Below are 22,925 nucleotides of genomic sequence, written 5' to 3' on the forward strand. Positions count from 1 at the left end.
CGACCGGGGGAGGGCAGGCCAAGGGTAGCGAACAATCACGTATGATTTGCGAGTTGTACACCTCGTCAATCAGCGCGGAGGAGCCAGAGATGACGCTCGACCTGTCCAAACCGTCGACGGCCGGCTACCAGAGCGGCTTCGCCAACGAGTTCGCGACCGAAGCGCTGCCATGCGCGTTGCCGCAGGGTCGCAACTCACCGCAACGCGCGCCGTATGGCCTTTACACGGAGCAGCTGTCCGGCACCGCGTTCACCGCGCCTCGCGCTCACAACCGCCGCTCGTGGCTCTACCGGATCCGTCCGGCCGCGGTGCACCGCCCGTTCGAGCGATTCGAGGGCCCGCAGCGGCTCGTGTCGAACTTTGTGGATTCGGTGGATGTGCCGCCGACGCCGCCGAACCAATTGCGTTGGGATCCGTTGCCGATGCCGGTCGAGCCGACCGACTTCGTCGAAGGCTGGGTCACGATGGCGGGCAACGGCTCGGCCGCCGCGATGAACGGCTGCGCAATCCACCTCTACGCGGCGAACCGCTCGATGGGCGACCGCTTCGTCTACAGCGCTGATGGGGAGCTATTGATCGTCCCGCAATCGGGACGCCTTCATATCGCAACCGAGCTGGGCCGCCTCGACGTCGAACCGTTCGAGATCGCGGTGATTCCGCGCGGCGTGCGCTTCACAGTCGAGTTGCCGGACGGTAAGGCGCGCGGCTACATCTGTGAGAACTTCGGCGCGCTGCTGCGGCTGCCCGACCTCGGCCCGATCGGCTCTAACGGTCTCGCCAACCCGCGCGACTTTCTCACGCCGCACGCGGCCTACGAGGATCGCGAGGGTGACTTCGAACTCGTCGCGAAGCTGAATGGCCTGCTCTGGCGTGCCGATATCGATCACTCCCCGCTCGACGTGGTCGCCTGGCACGGCAACTATGCGCCGTACAAGTACGACTTGCGTCTTTTCAATACGATCGGCTCGATCAGCTACGATCATCCCGACCCGTCGATCTTTCTCGTATTGCAGGCGCAAAGCGATACGCCGGGTGTCGACACCATCGACTTCGTAATCTTCCCGCCTCGCTGGCTCGCGGCAGAGAATACATTCCGGCCGCCCTGGTTCCACCGCAATGTCGCGAGCGAATTCATGGGCCTCGTTCACGGCGTTTACGATGCGAAGGCCGAAGGCTTCATGCCCGGCGGCGCGAGCCTGCACAACTGCATGTCGGGCCACGGCCCGGACGCTGACACGTACGAGAAGGCATCAGCAAGCGATACGACGAAGCCGCAAAAGGTCGCCGACACGATGGCGTTCATGTTCGAGACACGCACGCTGATCCGGCCGACGCGCTTTGCGCTCGATACCGCGCAGTTGCAGGCGAACTACTTCGAATGCTGGCAGGGCATCAAGAAGCATTTCGATCCGGACCAACGATGAGCACGATTTCCGACTGACGCGCGACGCTCGCGCTGGACGCGACTCGCAATAGCGAGATCGGACTCGCTTGTGACTTCGATTCGTCAGTCGAAAATCGCCAGTTCCCCGACATGATCGGCGCGCTCCTTCCCCTCGCGCTTTTGTCTCCTATACTTCGAGCCGTTGCTCTCCTTCGAAGCGAGGCAGCCAATGGCCGATCATTCCACGGGTGCGCAATCGAGGCAGCGTGACACTGTCACGCTGCGCGTCAACAAGCAGCCGTACACCGCGACGGTCCACCCGCGCGTCACGCTGCTCGACTGGCTACGAGAAGAAGCGGGTCTCACCGGCACGAAGAAAGGCTGTAACGAAGGCGCGTGCGGGACGTGTACGGTGCTGATCGACGGCAAGCGCATGAATAGCTGTCTAACGCTCGTCGTGCAGTGCGAAGGCGCCGATGTAACGACTGTCGAAGGCATCGCCGGCCCGGACGGCCGTCTGCATCCCGTGCAGGAAGCGTTCATCGATCACGACGCCTTTCAGTGCGGTTACTGCACGCCGGGGCAGATCGTTTCGGCTGTTGCCTGTATCGCCGAGGGGCATGCCGTCGATGAAGCCACAGTGCGCGAATGGATGAGCGGTAACCTCTGCCGCTGCTCGTGCTATCCCCAGATTACGGCCGCCGTTCTCGATGCAGCCAGACGCATGGAGAACCCCGAATGAACGACTTCGGCTACGAGCGAAGTGCAACCGTCGAGGATTGCCTCGCGACGATCGCCGCGAAGCATGCGGCCATCATCGCGGGCGGAACGGAACTGCTGAACTGGGTGCGGCTCGGGATAGCGGCGCCGCCGCAACTCGTCGACATTGGTGGCATCCGAGATCTCGACACCATTGCGATCGAATCCGATCATCTGGTCATCGGCGCCCTCGCGAACCTCAATGCGATCGGCGAGCATCCGCTGGTCGCGACTCATGCCAATACACTCGCGCACGCCTGCCTTCAGGCGGCGTCACCGCAAGTGCGCAACCGGGCCACGCTGGGCGGAAACGTGTTGCAGAAAACGCGCTGCGCCTATTTTCGCGCCGAAACACCGCTGCCATGGCCGTGCAACAAGCGCGAGCCGAACACAGGGTGCGCCGCCCGCAACGGCGTCAACGATCGTCAGGCCATTTTCGGATGGACTGACGAGTGCGTGGCCGTTCAACCGTCGGATCCGGCCGTAGCCCTTGCCTGCCTCGATGCGCAAGTGGAGATCGCCGGCGCGAACGGCTCGCGCTCGTTGGCCATGACCGAGTTCCATCTTACCCAGGCGGAGGCGGCGGCCCTCGGGGACGCGGCACGCCATGAGACGCGTCTCGCCGACGACGAAATGATCGTCGCGTTTCGGATCCCGCTCCATGCTGGCAGTCGCTCCGCCTACGTCAAGGTACGCGAAAGAGCCAGTTACGAATATGCGCTCGTGTCCGCGGCGGCCGTGATCAAGATGACCGGCGACGTCATCGAGCGCGTCTCGATCGCATTGGGCAGCGTGGCGCAACGCCCGTGGCGGCTTCCCGCCGCCGAGACCGCGCTCGTCGGTCAATCGCTCGACGCAAAGACGCTCGCCAGTGCGATCGACGCGGCAATGAAAGATGCACGGCCACTGGCGGAAAACGGCTTCAAGGTGAAGCTCGCGCGCAACGCCGCGGTCCGGGCCATTCTCACGGCTACAGGTAGATCATGAGCATCGGAGCTCCCGTATCGCGCGTCGAAGGCATCGCCAAAGTCACGGGGCGAGCGAAATACGCCGCCGATCACACGCCGAAGGGCACGCTGCACGCAGTGATCGTCGGCGCCCCGATCGCCGCCGGCCGGGTTGCCGGCATCGACGTGGATGCCGCGCTTGCCGTTCCTGGCGTCGTGCGGGTCCTCACGGCGAAAGACATGCCGCGCTTTGGCGAAATCGGCCCGCCGGCGGCCGTCCTCAGCATGCCGATGCAACACGACGAGATTCGCTTTCAGGGCGAGCCCGTTGCGATCGTGCTGGCGGAATCGATCGACGCCGCCGACGAAGCGCGAGCCGCGGTCAAAGTCCGATGCGCGCCGCAACCGCCGATCGGTCTTGGCGCGGGCAAGAACGAAGCGGCACCCTCGCCGCGTATGCTCGGCGAAGACCTCGACATGGGCCATGTCGACAGAAGTCTCGCGGAGTCGAAGTTCGTGGTGAGGCAATCGTACGAACAGCCTGACCGGCACCACAATGCAATGGAAACTTCCGGGACGGTCGCTCAATTCGAGGACGGTAAGCTGACGCTCTGGGATGCGGTGCAGGCCGGCGCGAATGTACCGCCGGTCGTGGCGGCGGCGTTGGGGATCGATGCCGCCGATATCCGCGTCATCGCGCCGCACACGGGCGGCGGCTTTGGCTCCAAGGGATACGTCTGGCCGCATCAGATCCTGGCCGCGGCCTGCGCGCGTATCGCCGGTCGGCCCGTGAAGCTGCACTTGCGCCGCCAAGACCAATATGCGTGCGTCGGCTATCAGCCTTGGATGCTCCAGCACGTGAGTCTCGGCGCGCGCGACGATGGCGCGTTGACCGCCATCGATCATGAGATCGTCAACTCGACGGCCATCGCCGATACGCATGTCGAACCGTCGAGCGAAGGCAGCAAGTCGCTTTATGCTTGCCCCGCCATTCGTACAAGACAGCTCATCAAGCGCATTCACATCAATGTCCCGACGCCCATGCGGGCGCCTGTCGAAGGGCCGGGTCTCTGGGCGCTCGAAAGCGCGATGAACGAGCTGGCGGAGCAACTCGGCATGGACCCTCTCGATGTTCGGCTCAAGAACTATGCCGAAGTCGATCCGCTGACGGGCAAACCGTGGTCATCGAAGAAGCTGCGCGAAGCGTACGACGCCGGGGCGCGCCTCTACGGTTGGCGTACGCGCCATCAACGGCCGCGCGAGGAGGGCCCGTGGCGTATCGGCCATGGCATGGCCACCTGCTCGATGGGCAACTATCGTTTCCCTGGCGGCGCGCTTGTTCGATTGAAGGCAGACGGTTCCGCGATCATCGAAGCCAATACGCACGACATCGGCACCGGCACGCAGACCGTGTTTTGCCAGATTGCCGCGAGCGAACTCGGCTTGCCCGTCGAGAGCGTTTCGATCGTATGGGGCGATACGCGGCTGCATCCCGGCGGGCCGGTTTATGGATCGAGCGCCACGGTCGGCACGGGCAGCGCCGTCGCGCTGGCATGCCGTGAGATCAGGACGAAGCTCGCGGCGCTGGGGGCGGGCGACGATCCGGGTGCGATCCTGCGCGCTGCCGGGCTCGAAGAGCTATCGGCATCGGGTCACTTCACTTTGCCCGGCGGCGCGCCGTTCAACGCGGACGGCGCGGATACGCCCCACGCCATGCGAACCTGGGGGGCGATCTTCGTCGAAGTCGGTGTGGATCCCGATCTCGGTCTCGTGCGCCTGCGCCGCGCCGTCGGCGCCTATTCGGTGGGGCGAATCATCAATCCGAAGACGGCTCGAAGCCAAATGACGGGCGCGATCATCTGGGGCTGGGGCAAAGCGACGATGGAGGGAAGCACTCAGGAGCCGAACCACGGCGGCTGGCTTGCAAAGAATCTTTCGAACGTGGTGATACCGGTCAACGCGGACATTCCAACCGATATCACAATTCACTTTGTCGACGAATACGACTCGCATGCAAGCGCCATCGGCGCGCGCGGCATTGGCGAGCTCGGCGCCACGGGCGTCGATGCCGCCGTCGCCGCGGCCGTTTATGACGCGATCGGCGTGCGCGTCAGGAAGCTGCCTATTCGCCTGGAGCCTCTGCAAAGATGACTTCGATGCCGAGACCGCGAAGCCACTCGCGATATTCGGGCGCGAGCCCGCGATCGGTCACCACCGTGTGCACACGCTCCATCGCGCCGAACGTCGCGAATTCGCGGCGGCCGAACTTCTCGGAATCGGCGAGCAGATAGACGTGCCGCGCGGCGCCGATCATGCCGCTCTTCACGTGCAGGTCGATAAAGTCGGGATACGAGATTCCGCCTTCCTTGGAGACGCCGCCGGCCGCAAGGAAGAGCTTGTCGACGAACATGCCTTCGAAGAACGCCGATGCTTTTTCTCCGGAAACGGCCAACGTCTCCGGCATGAATTGACCGCCCGTCAGCATCACGCGGTTCGACGGCTCGTTGCCCAGCAACATCGCAATGTTGAGCGCGTTCGTGACGATGCGCAGGTGCTGGCGGCCGACCAGGTTCTTTGCCATCTCCGTCGTCGTCGCGCCGCAATCGAGAATCATCGAGTCGCCGTTGGCGACGAGCGTCGCCGCTTTCGCGCCGATCCACACTTTCGCGGCGGTCGGCTGCAAATGGCTCATTCCCGTGCCGTCGAACATGTACGACAGCGTCTTGAGACGCACGAGCCCATGCACGCGCTCGACGAGTCCGTCGCGCTCGAGGGCATCGACATCCTTGCGGATCGTCGGCATCGATACGTTGAAACTTCGCGCGAGGTCCGACAGCTTGACTGCCTTCATGTCGCGCACGCTCGCGTAAATATTTTCCCAGCGGGTCTTCTGGTCCATCTCTTGGTTTCCGATCTAGCTCGTGGGGCTGCTTCGTTCCCCGGCCGCCCTCGCAAGCCCACCTTGCGCATGGTTTCGATCGATTATAGCTCGACTTTCTTTTTGGAAAGTCAGGGCGCTGCGCTAGCCGTTGGTTGTTGTCGCGCGTGACGGCAGTTGGATCGCTTTCTTCCGTGCCTAGGGGTATTCCCTGGCCAAAAAACGGCGAGAAGTCGTTGACTTCCGTTCGCTCGCGGAAGAAACTAAAAGCAACTCAAGAGAAACTAAGAGAAAGTAGATGGAAAACCCGTTCCTCCTCGCCGAGCCTGACCTCAAGGCGCGCGCCCGCGCGATCCGCAAGCGCATCTGCGTCATGAACGCGACGGCAAAGAGCGGTCACACGGGCGGCGACATGTCGGAGGTCGACATTCTCGTTGCGCTCTATTTCCGTGTGATGCGTTACCGCGCGAGTCCTCTCGTATGGCACGACCAGTTCGTGTTGAGCAAAGGGCATGGCGTGGGCGGCCTCTACTGCTGCTTCGCCGAACTCGGCTGGCTGCGGGACGAAGAGCTCTCCGGCTACCTGCGCGACCATTCGCGCCTGCCGGGGCATCCAGTCCGCGAAAAGCTTCCCGAGTACGTGACGGTGAATACCGGCGCGCTTGGCCACGGCATGTCGATCGCGGCTGGACTTGCGCTCGCGAAACGCCGCCGGACGCCACAAGGCGAAGCCGGCCGCGTGTTCGTGCTGACGGGCGACGGCGAGCTGGAAGAGGGCTCGAATTGGGAAGCCGCGATGGCGGCGAGCCATTTCGGGCTCGATAACCTCGTCGTGATCGTCGACCGCAACCACCTTCAGTTGGCCGATGCGACAAAGAACATCATGGACATCGAGCCGCTCCACGAAAAATTCGCGGCTTTCGGCATGGAGGTTCACGAGACCGACGGCAACGATCCGCTTGGATTGGCGAAACTCATGGAAAGCTTCGATTTCCAAAACGGAAAGCCGAAGGCGGTAATCGCGCAGACCATCAAGGGGCGCGGCGTCTCGTTCATGGAGAACGTTGCGGCGTGGCACCACAAGTACCCGAATGAAGACGAGCTCGCGCTCGCGTTGAAGGAACTCGATCATGCATGAACCGGCAGACTTGCGCGACGGCGTCGTCGGTGCGCTCACTGAGCTCGCCGACGGCGGGACCGATCTGATCGTCATGGTCAGCGATTCGACCTCGACCTCGAAGATCGCCTCGTTCCAGCAACGCTATGAAGACCGTGTCATCAACGTCGGCATCGCCGAGCAGAATATGGTCGGCATGGCCGCCGGCCTTGCACTCGGAGGGCATGTGGTCTTCACGGCGAATGCGGCTCCGTTTCTCGTCGCACGTGCGAACGAGCAGGTCAAGAACGATGTCTGCTACAGCCGGACCAACGTCAAAATGCTGGGCTTGAACGCAGGGGTCGCGTATGGGCCGCTCGCGTCGACGCACCATGCGATCGACGACGTCTCGATCATGAGCGGCCTCGGCAATGTCCAGATCTTCGCGCCGTGCGACGCGCTCGAGGCTGCGCAGATGGTGCGCTATGCCGCGAGCGTCGATGGCCCGGTCTACATCCGGCTCGACAACGCGAAGTTTCCGATCTTGCACGAGGTCGACCATGTTTTCGAAGCTGGCAAGCCCGACGTGCTGCTGCGAGGGCGCGCGAGCGAAGAGTCTGGCGGCCGGCGAGTGGCCATCGTCGCGCTGGGATCCGTCGTCGGTGAGGCGTTTGCCGCCTGCGAAGCGCTCGACGCCAGAGGAATCGCGCCGACGCTCGTGAACCTCTCATCGATCCGGCCGCTCGACACGAATCTGCTGACCGACATCCTGGGCGAGCACGACGACATCGTGACGGTCGAGGAGCACTCGCTGCATGGCGGCATCGGCGCACTGATCGCCGTGCAGCTGGCCAAGCGCGGCATTGCGCGGCCTCTGCGAATGCTCGGCGTGACCGAAGGCGAATTTGCGCACTACGGCACGCGTGCCGGCATTCGCCGCCACTATGGCATCGATGCGCAAGGTATCGAGCGCGCGGTGGCCGAAATGATCGGCATGCCGATCGCGACGGCATAGACAGGCGCAGGACCGATACCCACACAAGATTCTGGAGACGAAATATGGCAACCCAGTACGACATGACGTTACGCCACGGCGTCGATTTCGATTTTCGGCTCGACGGCAAGACGGTCGTCATCACCGGCGGTCTCGGCGGCATCGCGATGGCGACGAACGAGGCGTTGATCGGCAAAGGTGCGCGCATCGCCATTCTTTATCCCCGCTTCGAGGAAGGCAGGGTGGCCGATGCGATCGAGACGCTCGGTCCTGCGCATGCGGCAGCCTTTCCGTGCGACGTCGGCAACGAGGCCGACGTCGCCGCGGCGATCGACGCGGCAGCCGCGCACTTCGGCGACCTGCATCTGCTCGTCAACGCCGCCGGCACGATCACGCTGACGCCGGCCGAGGACATCACGATCGAAGAATGGCGCAGGCAGATCGACGTCAATCTGACGGGTCCGTTCTTTTGCTCCAAGCACTTCGCGCGGCATGTCTTCGCGCGCGGCCACCGCGCAAAGATCATCAACATCGCATCGCAGGCTGCGACGGTTGCGATCGATCAGCATTGCGCCTACACATCGGCGAAGGCCGGCTTGATCGGCATGACGAAAGTGCTGGCCAAGGAATGGAGCCGCCGAGGCATTACCGTCAACACCGTTTCGCCGACCGTCGTCCTGACGCCCATGGGCGCGGCCGCCTGGGAAGGGGAGAAGGGCGAGCGCATGAAAGATCTGATTCCGGCGGGACGCTTTGCGTATACGGACGAGATCGCCGCGGCCATCCTGTTTCTCGCATCGAATGGCGCCGACATGATCACGGGCGCGGATCTGATGATCGACGGGGGATACACGATCTGCTGAGGCAGAGCGTCGTTCCCCACCGGGCATGCGAGAGTCCGGCATGCGCAATACGGAAGACGAGGAGGCGATTCGTGAGCAAGTCCATTGAAAACAGCGTTGAATTGCCGAACGGGCAATCGGCACGTTCCGACGCCACCGCCGCGGCGGCGAGCTTCGCGCGCCGCGCATGGCTCAGCGTGCTGCTCGAGCAGGGGCCGTTGATCAGTCTCGTCCTGCTTTGCTTGGCGATTTCTCTGATGACGCCGTCGTTTCTGTCGCTGCGCAATTTGCTGAACGTGCTCGATCAGATCACGGTGCTCGGCATCATGGCGCTCGGCATGACAGCGGTCATCATCATCGGCGGTATCGACCTGTCGGTCGGCTCGGTGCTCGCGCTCGGCATGATGGTGATGGGCTGGCTCTCCAACAACGCCGGTTTGCCGTTCGCCGTCGCGATTCCCGCGAGCATTGCCGTGGCCGCGCTATGCGGACTCGCGTCGGGGCTTCTCATCATCGTCTTGCGGTTGCCGGCGTTCATCGCGACGCTCGCCATGATGTCGGTCGCGCGAGGACTCGCGAATCTCATCACGAACGGCGAGCAGATCGTCGGCTATCCGGACTGGTTCACCGCGCTCTCAATCGTGCGGCATTTCGGCTTTCTGTCGGCGACGGTCGGGCTCTTCGTCGCGCTCATGATCCTCGGCTTCGTGATCCTGAAATACCGCGCCGCGGGACGCAGCCTCTATGCTATCGGCGGCAGCGCCGAAGTGGCGCGCCTTGCCGGTATCAAGGTGCGTGCAACGACGCTCGCGGTCTATACGCTTTGCGGTGCGCTCGCCGGACTTGCGGCGGTCGTGCTCGCGAGCCGCCTCGATTCGTCGCAGCCGAGCGCGGGAACCGGCTACGAGCTCGATACGATCGCCGCCGTGGTCATTGGCGGAGCGAGCCTCGCCGGCGGCACGGGCACGGTCGTCGGCACGGCCGTCGGCGTGCTGACGATCGGCGTCTTGCGCAATGGACTCAATCTCATCGGCGTCTCGCCGTTCGTTCAGCAGATCGTGATCGGCATGGTGATCGTGCTGGCCGTCGGCGCCGATACGCTGCGTCGCCGCAACGCGTCTTGATGCACGAGCAACCGATCACGAAGCGCACCGAACCCCACCACGCGCCGTTGCCGCAACGCGCACGAGTATGAATTCCACGCGGCTCGACACTATAGGCACTATAACCAGGAGACATTCATGAATCGACGTTTTGCCTGTTCCTCGCTGCTCGCCATCGCAGCTTCACTCGGGTTCGCGTTCGCCGCGCCGAATGCTTCCGCCGCCGGCACGGTTACGGTCGGTCTTGCCGTCGCCAACCTGCAGGCCGATTTCTTCAATCAGATCAAGCAGTCGGTCGAATCGTACGGAAAGCAAAAGGGCGTCAATGTGATCACGGTCGATGCCAAGGGCGATGCGGCGACCCAGGTCAATCAGATCCAGGATCTGTTGACACGCAAGATCGATGCGCTCATCTACATTCCCGCTGGGGCGACTGCCGCGGGCGTGCCCGTACGTGCGGCGAAGGCGGCCGGCATTCCGGTGATCGCGGTGGACCGCAATCCGCCCGATGCGCCGGGCGATACCTTCATTGCCACGGACAGCGAAGCCGCGGCACAAGCGCTCGGCGAATGGATCATCAAGCAGACGAAGGGCCATGCGAACATCGCGGAGTTGCAGGGACAACTCGGCACGACGCCTGAGCTCGCGCGTGAAAAGGGCTTCACTAAGGCGGTCTCCACGGATCCCGGCGCCAAGGTCGTGACGCGTCAACCCGCCGACTGGGCCCAGGACAAGGGCTTCGCGGTCGCGCAGGACATGCTGCAGCGGACTCCCGATATCGACGTGATCTTCGGCCATGCCGACGCCATGGCGCTCGGCGCCGCGCAAGCCGTCAAGGTCTCGAACGTCGGTCATAAAGTGCTGATCGCGGGCTTCGACGGAGACGTGGCCGGTTTGAAGGCGGTGCGCGATGGCGTGATCGACGTGACGATGACGCAGCAGACGCAACGGATGGGACGCATGGCCGTCGACTCGGCGCTCGCCCTCATCGCGAAGAAGCCTGTGCCGGCGCAGCAACTGCTGCCTGCCACGCTGACGACAAAAGCGAACGTCGCGCCGTTCATTGCTCAGCACCCCTGAATCGAAAACGAAGCGCGCGGACGAACGAGACACGGGACGACAACCGGCCAGCGCGCCGAGTCCGTCCCGCCGACACGGAGCCAGACATGACCTCGAGCGAGCCGACAGCCGGAGCCATCGGCAACGAAGCGGAAGGGCCCGCGCATGACGGCCTGATCGTGCGCGGCATCGGTAAGACGTTCAATCGCAACGTCGTGCTCGGCGGCGTCGATCTCGATGTGCGCCCAGGCACCGTCGTCGCCTTGCTCGGGGAGAACGGCGCAGGCAAATCGACGCTTTCGTCCATCATCGCGGGTGCGCTGCAGCCTGATCCGGGCGGACGTATGTTCTGGGGCGGGAAGGCATACGCGCCGCAGTCGCCTCGCGATGCATTGGCAAGCGGCATCGGGCTCATCCACCAGGAAACGCGTCTGCTGCCCGATCTTTCGATCGCGGAGAACGTCTTTGTCGGTCGCCTGCCGATGAAGCACGGCAAGATCGACCGCGCCGAAATGGCGCGCCGCGCGCAAGAACAACTGCTCCGCCTGGGCCTCGACGTGCCGACGAGCCGGCTCGTGCGGACGTTGAGAGTGGCAGCGCAGCAGCAGGTGGAAATTGCCAAGGCGCTCACGCTCGATGCGCGATTGCTGATTCTCGACGAACCGACAGCCGCGCTCGGCGGTGCCGAGACGGACCGTCTCTTCGAGCAGATCGCGAAATTGCGCGCGCAGGGCGTATCGTTCATCTATATCAGCCATCGTCTCGAGGAAATTGCGCGGATCGCCGACCGCATCGTCGTCTTGCGCGATGGCCAGATGATCGCGACGCACGAGAACGGAAGCGTCCCGCTCAAGACGTTGATCGAGCAGATGGTTGGGCGCAACGTCGAGCGCATTTTTCCGCGCTTCGCGGAGCCGCGCGAACGGGCGATGCTCGAGGCTCGCTCCCTTTGTTCGGCGCAAGGCGCGTTTCGCGACATCTCGTTCTCGGTGCGCGCGGGCGAGGTGTTCGGCATCGCCGGCATCGTCGGCGCTGGCCGTACCGAGCTGGTGAGAGCGATCGCGGGCGCGGATCCCGTGTCGAGCGGCAGCGTGACAGTGGATGGCAAGCCGCTCGACCTGAAGAGCCCGGCGCACGCGATCCGCGCAGGCGTGGTGCTCGTACCGGAAGACCGGAAGGCGCAGGGTGTCGTGCTCGACCATTCGATCGAAGACAATCTGGCCTACGGCAGCCTCGATCGATTGGGCGCGCACGGCTGGATGCAGCCGCGCGAGGTACGCGAATTCGCCAATAGGCTGATCGCGCGTCTCGGCGTGAAGGGGCGGCCCCAACAGCGCGCGGGCAATCTCTCGGGCGGCAATCAGCAAAAGGTCGTGCTGGCGAAATGGCTGGCGCGCGAACCGAAGGTCGTCATACTCGACGAGCCGACGCGCGGCATCGATGTCGGAGCGCGTGCCGCGATCTATGAAGTGATCGCAAAGCTGGCCGCGAGCGGCGTCGCCGTTGTCGTCGTCAGTTCGGATCTCGACGAAGTGCTCGGCTTGTCTCACCGCGTCATGGTTCTCGCGCGCGGCAACTGCACGGGAGTGCTCCCGCGCTCTGAGGCCAGCGACGTGCGCGTGATGGAGCTTGCGACGGCCTGAAACGGGCGACATGAATCTGACGGCGCCGATTCGATCAGCGCCAAGCGTTGGCTGGCTCACGATCTCCACTCTACGGACTTCCTCAATATGCGATACGTGCTGGCAATCGATCAGGGTACGAGCGGCACTAAGGCACTGGTGTTCGATGCGCAGGGCAACGTCCGCGCGAGGGGATTCACGGCCGTTCGCACGGTTCATCCGCAGGCCGGTTTCGTCGAACAGGATCCAAGCGAGCTCTACCTTTCCGTGCTCAGCGCGGCAGCACAGTGCCTTGCGAATTTCGAGGGAGACCCGTCGCAAATCGCCGGCGTGGCGATTTCGAACCAGCGTGAGACGGCTGTGCTGTGGGGTGCGTCGGGTGAGCCACTCGCGCCGGCCGTATCGTGGCAGTGCCAGCGCTCGCTCGGCATCTGCGAGCAACTGCGCGGCGACGGCATGGCTGCTGGAATCGCGGATCGCACCGGGCTCCTGATCGACCCCTACTTCTCGGCCTCGAAGCTCATCTGGCTGCATGCTAACGACGCGCGTGCGCGCCATTCGATCGATTCGGGGCAGGCGCGCTTCGGAACCGTCGATAGTTGGCTGCTCTACAAAATGACGCGCGGCGCTTCCTATCTGACCGATTACACGAACGCGTCGCGCACGATGCTCTTCAACCTGCGAACGCTGGATTGGGACCGCGAGCTCATCGCCGAATTCGGTCTGTCCGCGCTGAGGCTGCCGGAACTCCGGCCGTCCGCTGCCGACTTCGGCTCGACGGATCTCGAGGGCGTATTGCCGAGGGCCGTTCCCGTGGTCGCGATGATCGGCGATTCGCATGCCGCCGCGGTGGGCGAAGGCTGTCTCTCGCCAGGACTCGCGAAGGCGACGATGGGCACCGGGTCGTCCGTCATGATGAACGTCGGGGCGCGCCCTCGAGCGCCTGTCGACGGGCTCGTCTCGACGCTTTGCTTTGCGACTGGCAGCCGCGTCGATTATGCACTCGAAGGGATCGTCATCAGCGCCGGATCGACGCCCGCGTGGTTGAAGGAAAAGCTGGGCCTTTTCGACGATTTCGCGGCGGCCGAACAGGCATTTTGCGAATTCGACAATGGCGGCGTCTATCTGATTCCGGCGTTTTCCGGCATCGGCTGCCCGCACTGGAAGTATCCGGGCGGGGCGCAAATCGTGGGGCTCGATTTCTCGACTTCATGGCAACACGTTGCGCGAGCCGCGTACGAATCGATCGTCTATCAGATCAAGGACGTGATCACGGTCATGGAGCGCGCGGCGCAACTGACGTTGCAAGAACTCGTGCTCGATGGCGGGCTCGTGCAGCGGCCGTTTTTGCTGCAGTACCTGGCCGATACCCTCGATCGCCCCGTCAGCACGCTCGAGTTGACCGAAGTATCGGCGGCGGGCGCCGCGGCCCTTGGGTTGTGCCAGCTCGGCTTGATCGACGAGCCGGGCGCCAACCGCGCCATGCGCAAAGTGATGCGCCGTGTCGAGCCAGGAAGCGGCCGCGCGCAGGCGGCGCGCAATCACGCGCAGTGGCTGACTTGGATCGGGCGTTTATGAACGATGAGACTACGAGAGGATAGAACGAGCATGGGCATTGAATTGAAGCGTTTCGAGGGAAAGGTGGTGGTCGTCACGGGCGGAAGTCGCGGCATCGGTCTCGGCATTGCGGAACGCTTTGCCCGGGAAGGCGCAAAGGTATGCGTCTGCGCGAATGAAAAGACCGTGCTCGACGCGGCGGTGCTGCTGCGTGAGGCGGGTTTCGATGCGATCGGCGTCGAGACGGACGTGACCGACAAAACACAGGTAAAAGCCCTCTATGACGAAGTGACGTCGAAGCTCGGGGAAGTCGATATATCGGTCCAGAACGCCGGTGTCATCACGATCGCGAAGCTGCAGGATCTGACGGAAGCGGAGTGGGACAAAGTGCTCGCCGTCAACACCAAAGGCGTCTTCCTATGCTGCCAGGAAGCGGCAACGCGCATGCTGGCCGCGGGCAAACAAGGACGGCTCATCAACACGGCATCGGGGCAGGCGCGGCAGGGATTCGTCTACACGCCGCACTATGCGGCCAGCAAGTTCGGTGTCGTTGGAATCACGCAAAGCCTTGCCAAGGAGCTCGCGCCGGCCGGCATCACCGTCAACGCGTTTTGCCCGGGCATCATCACGACGGACATGTGGTCGTACAACGACGAAGCGTGGGGCAAACTGCTCGGCGACTACCAGCCGGGCGAACTGATGGCGGAATGGATCGAGGGCATTCCGATGAAAAGAGCCGGCACCGGCGCCGACGTCGCGGGACTCGTGGCGTTTCTCGCGTCGGACGATGCTTCGTACATCACAGGGCAGACGGTCAATGTCGACGGGGGTATGTTTATGTCGTAAGCGCATGTCGTAAGCGAATCAGCGCAGCGCGGGCAGCGTGGTTGAGCGGGCGCTTCGCACCGGGCAGGATGTTTGCTCTGCAGTGGTGAGGCTGGCATTTTGCGCCAGGAGGGTGGCGGTCGCTGATCGCTCCCTCGCCGCGCATTACGTCGAAGCGTCAGGTCGTCGACGCGCCGGCAAGCACCCAAGTCCGACTTCTCGCGCACCGATGCGACTCCTATTTGTCATCGGCAATCTGAGCGACTATCACGTGCCTCGCTACGAAGCACTGGCCGAGCTCGCGTCCGCTCGCGGCCATGAGTTGTCGCTCGTCGAGGTGTTCGGCCGCTCGAGTGTCTATCGCTTTCCGCAGGATCGGCGCGCCGCCTTCTTCGATAGCGCACCGTCGAATGTCCTCACCTTGATCGAAGATGCCGGCGATGACGACGGGCGCTGGCCGCTCGTGAGTGCGAGATTGCTTGCTGCGCTGCGGCGGTGCGCGCCGGATGTCATCGTGACGCTCGGCTACAACACCAGCTATTCGCTGCTGTTGTTGGCGTTGAAGCTCATCCGCAAGCGGTTCTCTTTGATCTATATGTCGGACTCGAAGGCCGATGACGGCCGGCGGTTCGCCATCAAGGAACGCCTGAAGCGCTCGCTGGTGTCGAAGTTCGACGCCGCGTTGGTTGCCGGCGAAAAGCATCGCCGCTACGCGCAATCGCTCGGCATCCCCATGACACGATCCCGAATCGGATTCGATGTCATCGACGTCGAGTACTTCGCGCAGGCGGCCCGCGCCGCACTGACGAGCGAACCGGAGATACGCGAGAAGTTCGCGCTTCCCGCGCGCTACATCGTTTGCGTCAGCCGCTTTGTACAACGCAAGAACCTCCATTTGCTCATCGACGCCTACTGTCAGTCGTGCGTGCACAAGTCGGGGCTGTCGCTCGTGCTCGTCGGACAGGGTCCAGACGAGCATGCCATTCGCGAGCACATCGATCGACGCGGGATGAAGGATCGGATCACGATTATCGATTCTGTCACGAACGCGGATATGCCCGGCCTCTATGCGCTGGCGGAATTCATCGTGCTCGCCAGCGCATTCGATCAGTGGGGTCTGTGCATCAGCGAGGCCTTCGCGGCCGGCAAACCCGCTATCGTGACGCGAACCTGCGGCGTGGCCGACGAGCTCGTCGTGGATGGCGTGAACGGCTTCGTCGTCGAGCCTGGCGATACCGGTGCGCTAAGCGAAAGGATGGTGTGGCTCGCGACGAACGCTCAGCTGCGCACGCGCTTGGCCCAGGCGGCTCAGGCGTCGGTGCGCCGCTGGACGCCCGCCCTCTTTGCGAAGAATGTCATCGAACTGGCCGAGCAACTGACGGGGGCGACCGTCCGTCCTCGCGCGGCCGCCGTCGAAAGCTAGTGCCCGCGGCTCGCACGGCCTTCCCTGGGCAATCTCAAAGGTTCGGCGCGAAAGTTTGATTGGTCTTCGTCATGACACCGCGCTTGAGCGTGCGAACGACGGCGTATGCGGTGCTCATTCGTTCGACGCGGAGCCGTTGCTTGAGCGCCGCACCGAAGCCGTTGAGAAAATGGAAGGTGGATGCGTTGCCGAAACCGTCGAAGTCGAAAGTCAGCTCACGACGGATCGCTTCCTGAACCGCCGTCCAGAGCAGCAGGCTGATCGTTCCGCTATGGGCGCCCGGAGTCCGCGTCGAAATCAGGTAGTACATCGTGTGCCTGTCCCAAACGAGGCCGATTGCACCGACGAGCCGCGCGTGCTCGTACGCGCCGAGCAGGCATCCGGCGCGGCGCTCGACGAACGCGTTGACGAGCGCGCCCATGATCGCGCTGCCGTAGGCGTTCCGCCGCGATCGCGAGGCGAGGTTCGATTCGTAAAATCGCAGAAATTCGCTCGTATCGTCGATGGGCACGACCTCGAGCGCCTTGCGCGCGCTGCGGATCGCGTTGCGCGTTTTGGAATCCATGCGCGTCCATACCTCGCTCGCCCTGCAAAGCGGTGAGATCTGCAACGTGTAGCGTGCGGATACGGTAAAACCGTGCAGCGCGAATGCCAGTGCATCCTTCACGTGATAGTCGAACAACTGCGAAAAACTCTCCACGCTGGGCAGTTGCTCGATGAGCCGCGACGTCACCTGCAAGCGGTAGCGCAGTTCGTGAGCGGCATCGAGCCCCATTGGCAGGATTGCCGGGCCTAACGTTCGCGTGAGGGGCGGCAGGCCGCAGACGCGCCATATGCCCTTGCGCGTGACGTGATAAGGCAATTCGCCCAGCACTTGATTGCCGTGGACGACGCGCGCCGATTTCCACTGTCCGTCGGTCGCGATATCGAGCCACCACGGCTCATGGAAAATCGACAGGGCCGACGAAGCGTCGAGCGGAGGGGAACCGCCCGCGATAGCAGACGCTATGTCGGGAACCCCGCGAAGTCGCAGCGCGCTTCCATCATAGGTGAACGTCACTTGGGTCTCCTCCCCACTGCTTTTCCTCGCGATGCAAGAGCCATACCATGCTTGCCGAGTGCGCCAACCGGGCAAGCTACATGCTTGCTGTGGGTATGGCGTTGATGAGGGTGGGACGACATGCTGGCCAGGGTTGCAACATTGCCGTATCCGGTCCGCGCGGCTGCCGGGGCTGCGCTTAGGCGCGAAGTGCGCAAGGTTCATTCGAGGGAGGAGTTCGCCGCATTACGTGATTCGTGGGAGGCGCTTGCCGCCAATGTCCCGGACTGCCCCGGGCATATGACGTTCGACTACTGCGAGCTCGCGGCTCAGCGCGTATTGACGAAAGGCGGATCGGTCAGCGTGGCGATGGTGTTCAGCGGCTCGGCTTTAGTCGCCTTATGGCCTCTCGCAATCGTCACGAAGGGCTTGGTGCGCATGGCAAAAGGGCTCACGTGTGGAACCGGTGACGAATACGGTGGGCCGCTCGTCGATGCGCGCGCGAATGCCGCGGTCTATGCAGCGGCGGTCGCCGCGGTACGGCAAGTGGATGCCGATGTGCTCGAAGTCGCGCTCGTCCGAAACGGAAGCCCGCTGCAGCGCGCGCTCGATCAGGGTTTGCCGCAATCGTGGGTGCGCTCGCTGCTGCCTGAGCGGTGGCGGGGACTGCCTGGATTCACTGCGTCGTTGCGCGACTTCCCGCGTTGGGACGATTACGTCTCGACTCGATCCAAGTCGCTTCGCAGCACGCTGCGGTACAGGCACAAGCGGCTCGATGCGCAAGGTCGTGCGGAGTTCGGATGGTGCCGAACCGTCAGCGACGCCGCGTTCGTGCTGAGGTGGCTCCTCGAAAACAAGCGACGGTGGGCCCGCACGCACGGCGCCTACGTCCCCTATCTGCGTGACGATGGCCTGAGGGATTTCTTTGTCGCACTCGCACGGCGAACGGACCTGCGGACAACGCCGATCGTCTCCTATGTGCGCGTGGATGGCGTACCCGTTGCGGCGTCGATCAATCTCGTCGGAACGCGGACCGTCGAGGGACTCGTCACGACTTATGACGAGAGGTTCGCCGCCTGCTCGGTCGGCGCCCTGCTTGCGGAATTCCTCGTCAAATGGGCGCATTCTACGCATCGAAATTTCGACTTTCGACCGCTTTACGCCACTTACAAAGAAAGCTGGGCAAATTGCCGGACCTGGCACGAAACGAGGGTTGCCGTCATTCAGCCGCGCGGGCGTCTTATCGAGCTTTCGCAGCTCCTCGTTCTGCTCGGCCGTGTCAAGAGAAAGCTGCTTGGCGAGCGGGCGGCCTGAGCGAATTCGGCCGTTGCCAATGCTGGCGGCAAGCTGGTTGAATTCGCTTGCGACGGGTACGCGTTGCTAGCGATCGGCCGCATACGCGGACTTCCCATACGCGCACAGCGTCGGCGGCGACTACCGGCGACTGGTGCGCGGACAGGCGGGGTGTTGGTTTTCCGCTGGTAAAAATTGGCGCACGAACGCGGCAAATAACGCAAACGTTTGCGAATTGAAGGCGCAAACGATTAACGAATTGAGCTCCATTTTTTTTAAGGTCAAATTGACAAAATTTGACTATTTCGTGGACCGATCTGTTTATAATGCGGTCCGCTCGGGGAAGCGCTGCCAAAGCTGGCGCGCCTTCAGGAGACCATTTCCAGCGGCATCGAACGTCGAGGCATCTGTCGAGGCTGTCCGCATCGGGCATTCGTCTAGCGTCAAAGCGTTTTATCGTTTCTGCGGGGCTTTGCCTTGGGGGCGAAAAAGCGTTAACGAAACGTTAACAAATCCAAGACTATGGCCGCGCGAATATTGTCGATATTTGGTACACGCCCGGAAGCCATCAAAATGGCTCCGCTCGTCATGCAGCTCGAACTGGAAACGGAGATCGAATCGATCGTCTGCGTGACGGGGCAACACGGCTCGATGCTCAGTCAGGTGCTCGACCTGTTCGGTCTCGTGCCGAGCTACGACCTCGCGCTGATGAAAGTCGACCAGACGCTCAACGGCCTGACTGCCCGCCTCGTTGCCGCCCTCGACGAAGTCCTCATCACCGAACAGCCCGATCGTGTGCTCGTCCACGGCGACACGACGACAGCCGCTGCCGCGGCGATCGCGGCTTTTCATCGCGGCATTGCGATCGGACATGTCGAAGCCGGGTTGCGCACGGGCAATATGCGGCAGCCCTGGCCCGAGGAAATGAATCGCCGCGTCGTAGACGTCATGAGCGACCTGATGTTTGCACCGACTGCACGCTCGAAGGCGAACCTCGCGGCCGAGCGGCTGCAAGGCAAGATCATCGTGACGGGAAACACGGTGATCGACGCGCTGCTGGCGACCGCGGCCCGCATAGACGGCGATGCGGCGCTGCGCGGCCGACTCGATGCCGAATTGCCGACGCTCGACGATACCTTGCCTTTGCTGTTGGTCACGGGGCACCGCCGGGAGAGCTTCGGCGACGGCTTTGCCCGCATCTGCGAAGCGCTTAACGACCTCGCCCGTACCGGGCGCGTACAGATCGTCTACCCCGTCCACCTCAATCCGAATGTGCGCGGTCCGGTGCAGGAGACACTCGGCGGCGTGCCCAACGTCCACCTCATCGAACCGCTCGATTATCTCGGCTTCGTCAGGCTCATGCAGCGCGCAGCCATCATCCTGACCGACTCGGGCGGTGTGCAGGAGGAGGCGCCGGCTCTCGGCAAGCCGGTGCTCGTGATGCGCGACGTGACCGAGCGCCCGGAGGCGGTGGAGGCCGGCACGGTGCGTCTCGTCGGCACCAGTCGCCGTGGCATCCATGACGCGGTGCTGGCCTGCGTCGAACAGCTTGGCGATTCGCGCGCCGCTTTGCCGCGCAATCCGTATGGCGATGGCCGGGCATCCGAACGGATCGCGGCCGTGCTGGCCGGCCGACCCTATGACGAGTTCGGGAGCGACGCCATGCCAGTAGTAGCCGCCGCCGCGTGCGCACAATCCGCGCGCCGCGAGCTCGACGCGCACGCCGGCGCCGAATTGCCCTGAACACGCCGTCGCGCGCACCCATGCGCGCCCGGTCCCGTTGCCCTTTTCGACATCAGACCAACGTGAATCCAGCTCTCGCATCGTGCGCCGATCGTGCGCCAGGTATACGGCCTAACCCGGTTATTCGTCGCCTGACGGTCGCCGCTTCGTGGCTGCTAGGCTGCTCGCTCGCGGCTGTGGGCAGCGGCGCGTCGGCGCAACCGGCCGCACCCGCGGCGGCCTCCGCCGTCGAGGCGCCCGCGCGCGTGGGAGACTTCGCACAGGCGCTCGCCAACCCGGGCAACAGCGTGACCGCGCGCACCGTCGTGTTGAGCCGCCTTGGCGTGCGCGACACGGTCCTGCTCGACGCGCCGCAATCGATCCGCGAATACTATTTGCCGGTCCCCGCCGGCGTGCCGCTCGACGGCGCTGAATTGCACGTCGATGCCGACTATCTGCGCGCCGACGGCGGTCGGACGACGATGCTGGTCTCGCTCGATGGCTCGCCGGTATTGGCACGCGGCTTCACGCAGCCGAGCGGCGACGCGGCCGCCGCGCTCGGCGTGAGCGGCGATCCGCGTGCGAGCGGATTTGTCCGCGTCGCGTTCACGTGGTCGTCGGTGATCGATAACGCGGTGTGCGCGGACCAGACCGCGATCGGCAATGTGCTGCGCGTCGCGCCGACCACGCGCCTCACGTATCGCTACGACGCGAACGACGTGAAAGACCTCCGCACGGCGTTGACGGCGTTGCCGCAAACGCCGTCGATCGTCATCGCGGCGCAGCACGTTGATGCGCCGAGCTACGATGCCGCCTGGCGCGCCGCCGCACTGATGCAGCGCGACGGACGCGAAGTCTCGATCCATGCCTGGCCGAAAGTAGGCGACACAATCGACCTCGGCACGCTCAACGTGCCTGCCGCGCTGCGCGTATTGCCCGCTTTCGCCGCGCTCGCGGCAGGCGGAAACCACCGGCTCGCAAGCGATGCGGAAATTGGCGCGTTGGTCGCACTCGCGCCCGAGCGCGTATGGTCCGCCAACGTGATAGTCGCCGACGATGCGCTGCGCGCGGCGCTCAACGCATCGCTCGACGCATTGCAAGCGCAGGCCCAAAGCGTCTCTCGTGAAGATGCCGACGCGCTCGACGCTTGGCGCAAGCGTGCGCTGGCGCCGCTTGCGACGCCGCTGGCGGCGGGGGAAACCCGGCTCGTGCATCTCGGCGGGCAGGCGGCGATCGTCGTAAGCGACAGCAAGGCGATCGACGTGCTCGCGCAAGCATGGCGTCCCGTCGATGTATCGGACCAGCTCGTCGTGCACGACATCGAGAGCGGCGCGAACGGCAAGGCCGACGTCGTCGCGCTCGCGGCGCTGGGCGGCGAGCCGCGTTCGGTCGACGTTAGAGGCGAGGCGTCGTGGAGCGCGGCCTTCGACACGGGCGCCGTTGCGAGCGCCGGACGTCTGCCCAAGGACGTCGTGCTCGATCTGGCCGCCGCGCCGAACAGCTCCGGCAACCGGCCGGTCGCTTCGATCTACTTCAACGACGTGCTGATCGGCGCGAAGCTGCTCGACGCGAATGGCCGCACGCAACGCGTCGTAGCCGCCATTCCGCCCTACGCGCTGGCCGCGCGCAACGTGCTGCGCGTGACGTTCAAGCGTCCGCCCGACGGCGGCTGCACGACCCGGCTCGGGTACCCGGTCGCCGTGCTGCCGAGCAGCCATCTGACGCTCGCGCGCGGCGACGGCGACGACAGTTTCACCGGCATGGTGGCGCGCTTCGCGCAGAGCGCCAACCTCATGATCCCCGCGTCGTATCTGGCCGACGCGCCCGCGACACTGCGGCGCGTCGCGCGCCTCGCGGACGCGGTCGGTGTTGCCCCGCAGCGTGCCGTGCTAACCGTGACGCCCGACGGACAGGATGCGACGCCGGCCGGACCCTTCTTCGCGATCGACGTGCCGCTTGCCGGCGCCAAATCGCACGTACGCGTCGCCAACGATGGGCTCTCGATTCTGGGTCCCGACGAGGCGCCGCTCTACGATGTCGGCGGTGTCGCGAAGCTGACGGGCATCGGCGTTCTCGATGTGGAGCATGCGGGCGGCACGGCGGGCGTGGTGTATCGCAGCGTCGGCACGCACGCACCGATCCTGCCGACATCGTTTCAGCTTGCGCGAGGCGACGTCGCGGTGATCGACAGCAGCGGCGTGCTGCGGCAGCTCGATACCGTGCACGCGGGCTCACTGCCCGAAGGCAGCGCCGCGACCCCGTGGACGCAGCAGTGGCTCATGTGGGTCGTGCCGGCCGCGATCGTAGCCGCCTTCGCCGTATTGCTCCTGCTGGCTTCGTTCGTGCGCCGGAGCAAGGAGCGCAACCGGGCTGGCGAGTGAG

General features: G+C 64.2%; 18 protein-coding genes. 16 read left to right on the forward strand and 2 right to left on the reverse strand.

All coding sequences use genetic code 11. From position 1 onward, the window contains the following. The first annotated feature begins 89 nt into the window (after positions 1 to 89). From hmgA to B0G57_RS14145, 4 genes are all read left to right on the forward strand, one after another. Positions 90 to 1,424: a homogentisate 1,2-dioxygenase gene (hmgA, locus tag B0G57_RS14130; protein WP_026230288.1), complete on the forward strand. Its 1,335-nt coding sequence runs from the start codon at positions 90 to 92 to the stop codon at positions 1,422 to 1,424. A gap of 189 nt (positions 1,425 to 1,613) precedes the next feature. Beyond that, on the forward strand, positions 1,614 to 2,126 hold the full coding sequence (locus B0G57_RS14135; protein WP_018444030.1) for a (2Fe-2S)-binding protein: 513 nt from the start codon (positions 1,614 to 1,616) through the stop codon (positions 2,124 to 2,126). Beyond that, complete coding sequence (locus B0G57_RS14140; RefSeq protein WP_018444031.1) at positions 2,123 to 3,130, forward strand: FAD binding domain-containing protein; 1,008 nt, start codon at positions 2,123 to 2,125, stop codon at positions 3,128 to 3,130. The genes B0G57_RS14135 and B0G57_RS14140 overlap by 4 nt, the downstream gene beginning before the upstream one ends. Further along, positions 3,127 to 5,241 carry a xanthine dehydrogenase family protein molybdopterin-binding subunit gene (locus tag B0G57_RS14145; RefSeq protein ID WP_018444032.1) on the forward strand — a complete coding sequence of 705 codons (2,115 nt, stop codon included), beginning with the start codon at positions 3,127 to 3,129 and terminating at the stop codon, positions 5,239 to 5,241. The genes B0G57_RS14140 and B0G57_RS14145 overlap by 4 nt, the downstream gene beginning before the upstream one ends. Here the strand turns inward: B0G57_RS14145 and B0G57_RS14150 are convergent. Beyond that, positions 5,213 to 5,989, reverse strand: coding sequence for a DeoR/GlpR family DNA-binding transcription regulator (locus tag B0G57_RS14150; protein WP_018444033.1), 777 nt, complete (start codon positions 5,987 to 5,989; stop codon positions 5,213 to 5,215). The two genes, B0G57_RS14145 and B0G57_RS14150, sit on opposite strands and share 29 nt — an antisense overlap. A gap of 277 nt (positions 5,990 to 6,266) precedes the next feature. Here B0G57_RS14150 and B0G57_RS14155 point away from each other — a divergent pair, with 277 nt between their 5' ends. The 9 genes from B0G57_RS14155 (at position 6,267) to B0G57_RS14195 (ending at position 16,489) form a co-directional block, all read left to right on the forward strand. Further along, positions 6,267 to 7,106: a transketolase gene (locus tag B0G57_RS14155; protein ID WP_018444034.1), complete on the forward strand. Its 840-nt coding sequence runs from the start codon at positions 6,267 to 6,269 to the stop codon at positions 7,104 to 7,106. Continuing rightward, positions 7,099 to 8,079: a transketolase family protein gene (locus B0G57_RS14160; protein WP_018444035.1), complete on the forward strand. Its 981-nt coding sequence runs from the start codon at positions 7,099 to 7,101 to the stop codon at positions 8,077 to 8,079. Before B0G57_RS14155 ends, B0G57_RS14160 begins: the two co-directional genes overlap by 8 nt. 44 nt (positions 8,080 to 8,123) lie before the next feature. Beyond that, positions 8,124 to 8,921: a GolD/DthD family dehydrogenase gene (locus B0G57_RS14165; protein WP_020566577.1), complete on the forward strand. Its 798-nt coding sequence runs from the start codon at positions 8,124 to 8,126 to the stop codon at positions 8,919 to 8,921. 71 nt (positions 8,922 to 8,992) lie between these two features. Then, a complete protein-coding gene (locus B0G57_RS14170) occupies positions 8,993 to 10,024 on the forward strand; it encodes an ABC transporter permease (RefSeq protein ID WP_102607147.1) in 1,032 nt (343 codons plus the stop codon). A 117-nt stretch (positions 10,025 to 10,141) separates the two neighbouring features. After that, a complete protein-coding gene (locus tag B0G57_RS14175; RefSeq protein WP_018444038.1) occupies positions 10,142 to 11,083 on the forward strand; it encodes a sugar ABC transporter substrate-binding protein in 942 nt (313 codons plus the stop codon). An 86-nt stretch (positions 11,084 to 11,169) separates the two neighbouring features. Then, positions 11,170 to 12,705, forward strand: coding sequence for a sugar ABC transporter ATP-binding protein (locus B0G57_RS14180; protein ID WP_018444039.1), 1,536 nt, complete (start codon positions 11,170 to 11,172; stop codon positions 12,703 to 12,705). Positions 12,706 to 12,792: 87 nt separating this feature from the next. Then, entirely contained in the window at positions 12,793 to 14,262 is a 1,470-nt protein-coding gene (locus B0G57_RS14185) for an FGGY family carbohydrate kinase (protein WP_020566578.1), read from the forward strand. 30 nt (positions 14,263 to 14,292) lie between these two features. After that, positions 14,293 to 15,087 (forward strand): glucose 1-dehydrogenase, encoded by a 795-nt coding sequence (locus B0G57_RS14190; protein WP_018444041.1) that lies wholly within the window; start codon positions 14,293 to 14,295, stop codon positions 15,085 to 15,087. Positions 15,088 to 15,295: 208 nt separating this feature from the next. Continuing rightward, on the forward strand, positions 15,296 to 16,489 hold the full coding sequence (locus B0G57_RS14195) for a glycosyltransferase family 4 protein (RefSeq protein WP_018444042.1): 1,194 nt from the start codon (positions 15,296 to 15,298) through the stop codon (positions 16,487 to 16,489). Between the two features lie 34 nt (positions 16,490 to 16,523). On the opposite strand, the gene B0G57_RS14200 is transcribed toward B0G57_RS14195, so the two are convergent. Continuing rightward, a complete protein-coding gene (locus B0G57_RS14200; protein ID WP_018444043.1) occupies positions 16,524 to 17,549 on the reverse strand; it encodes a GNAT family N-acetyltransferase in 1,026 nt (341 codons plus the stop codon). Positions 17,550 to 17,669: 120 nt separating this feature from the next. On the opposite strand from B0G57_RS14200, the gene B0G57_RS14205 reads away from it, so the two are divergent. The 3 genes from B0G57_RS14205 (at position 17,670) to B0G57_RS14215 (ending at position 22,924) form a co-directional block, all read left to right on the forward strand. Further along, a complete protein-coding gene (locus B0G57_RS14205) occupies positions 17,670 to 18,842 on the forward strand; it encodes a GNAT family N-acetyltransferase (protein WP_102607154.1) in 1,173 nt (390 codons plus the stop codon). A 501-nt stretch (positions 18,843 to 19,343) separates the two neighbouring features. After that, positions 19,344 to 20,564 (forward strand): non-hydrolyzing UDP-N-acetylglucosamine 2-epimerase, encoded by a 1,221-nt coding sequence (gene wecB / locus B0G57_RS14210; protein ID WP_020566579.1) that lies wholly within the window; start codon positions 19,344 to 19,346, stop codon positions 20,562 to 20,564. Between the two features lie 62 nt (positions 20,565 to 20,626). Continuing rightward, positions 20,627 to 22,924: a cellulose biosynthesis cyclic di-GMP-binding regulatory protein BcsB gene (locus tag B0G57_RS14215; protein WP_146013365.1), complete on the forward strand. Its 2,298-nt coding sequence runs from the start codon at positions 20,627 to 20,629 to the stop codon at positions 22,922 to 22,924. Position 22,925 lies beyond the last annotated feature (1 nt).

Origin of the sequence: Trinickia symbiotica, from assembly GCF_002934455.1 — a bacterium.
Classification (GTDB): domain Bacteria; phylum Pseudomonadota; class Gammaproteobacteria; order Burkholderiales; family Burkholderiaceae; genus Trinickia; species Trinickia symbiotica.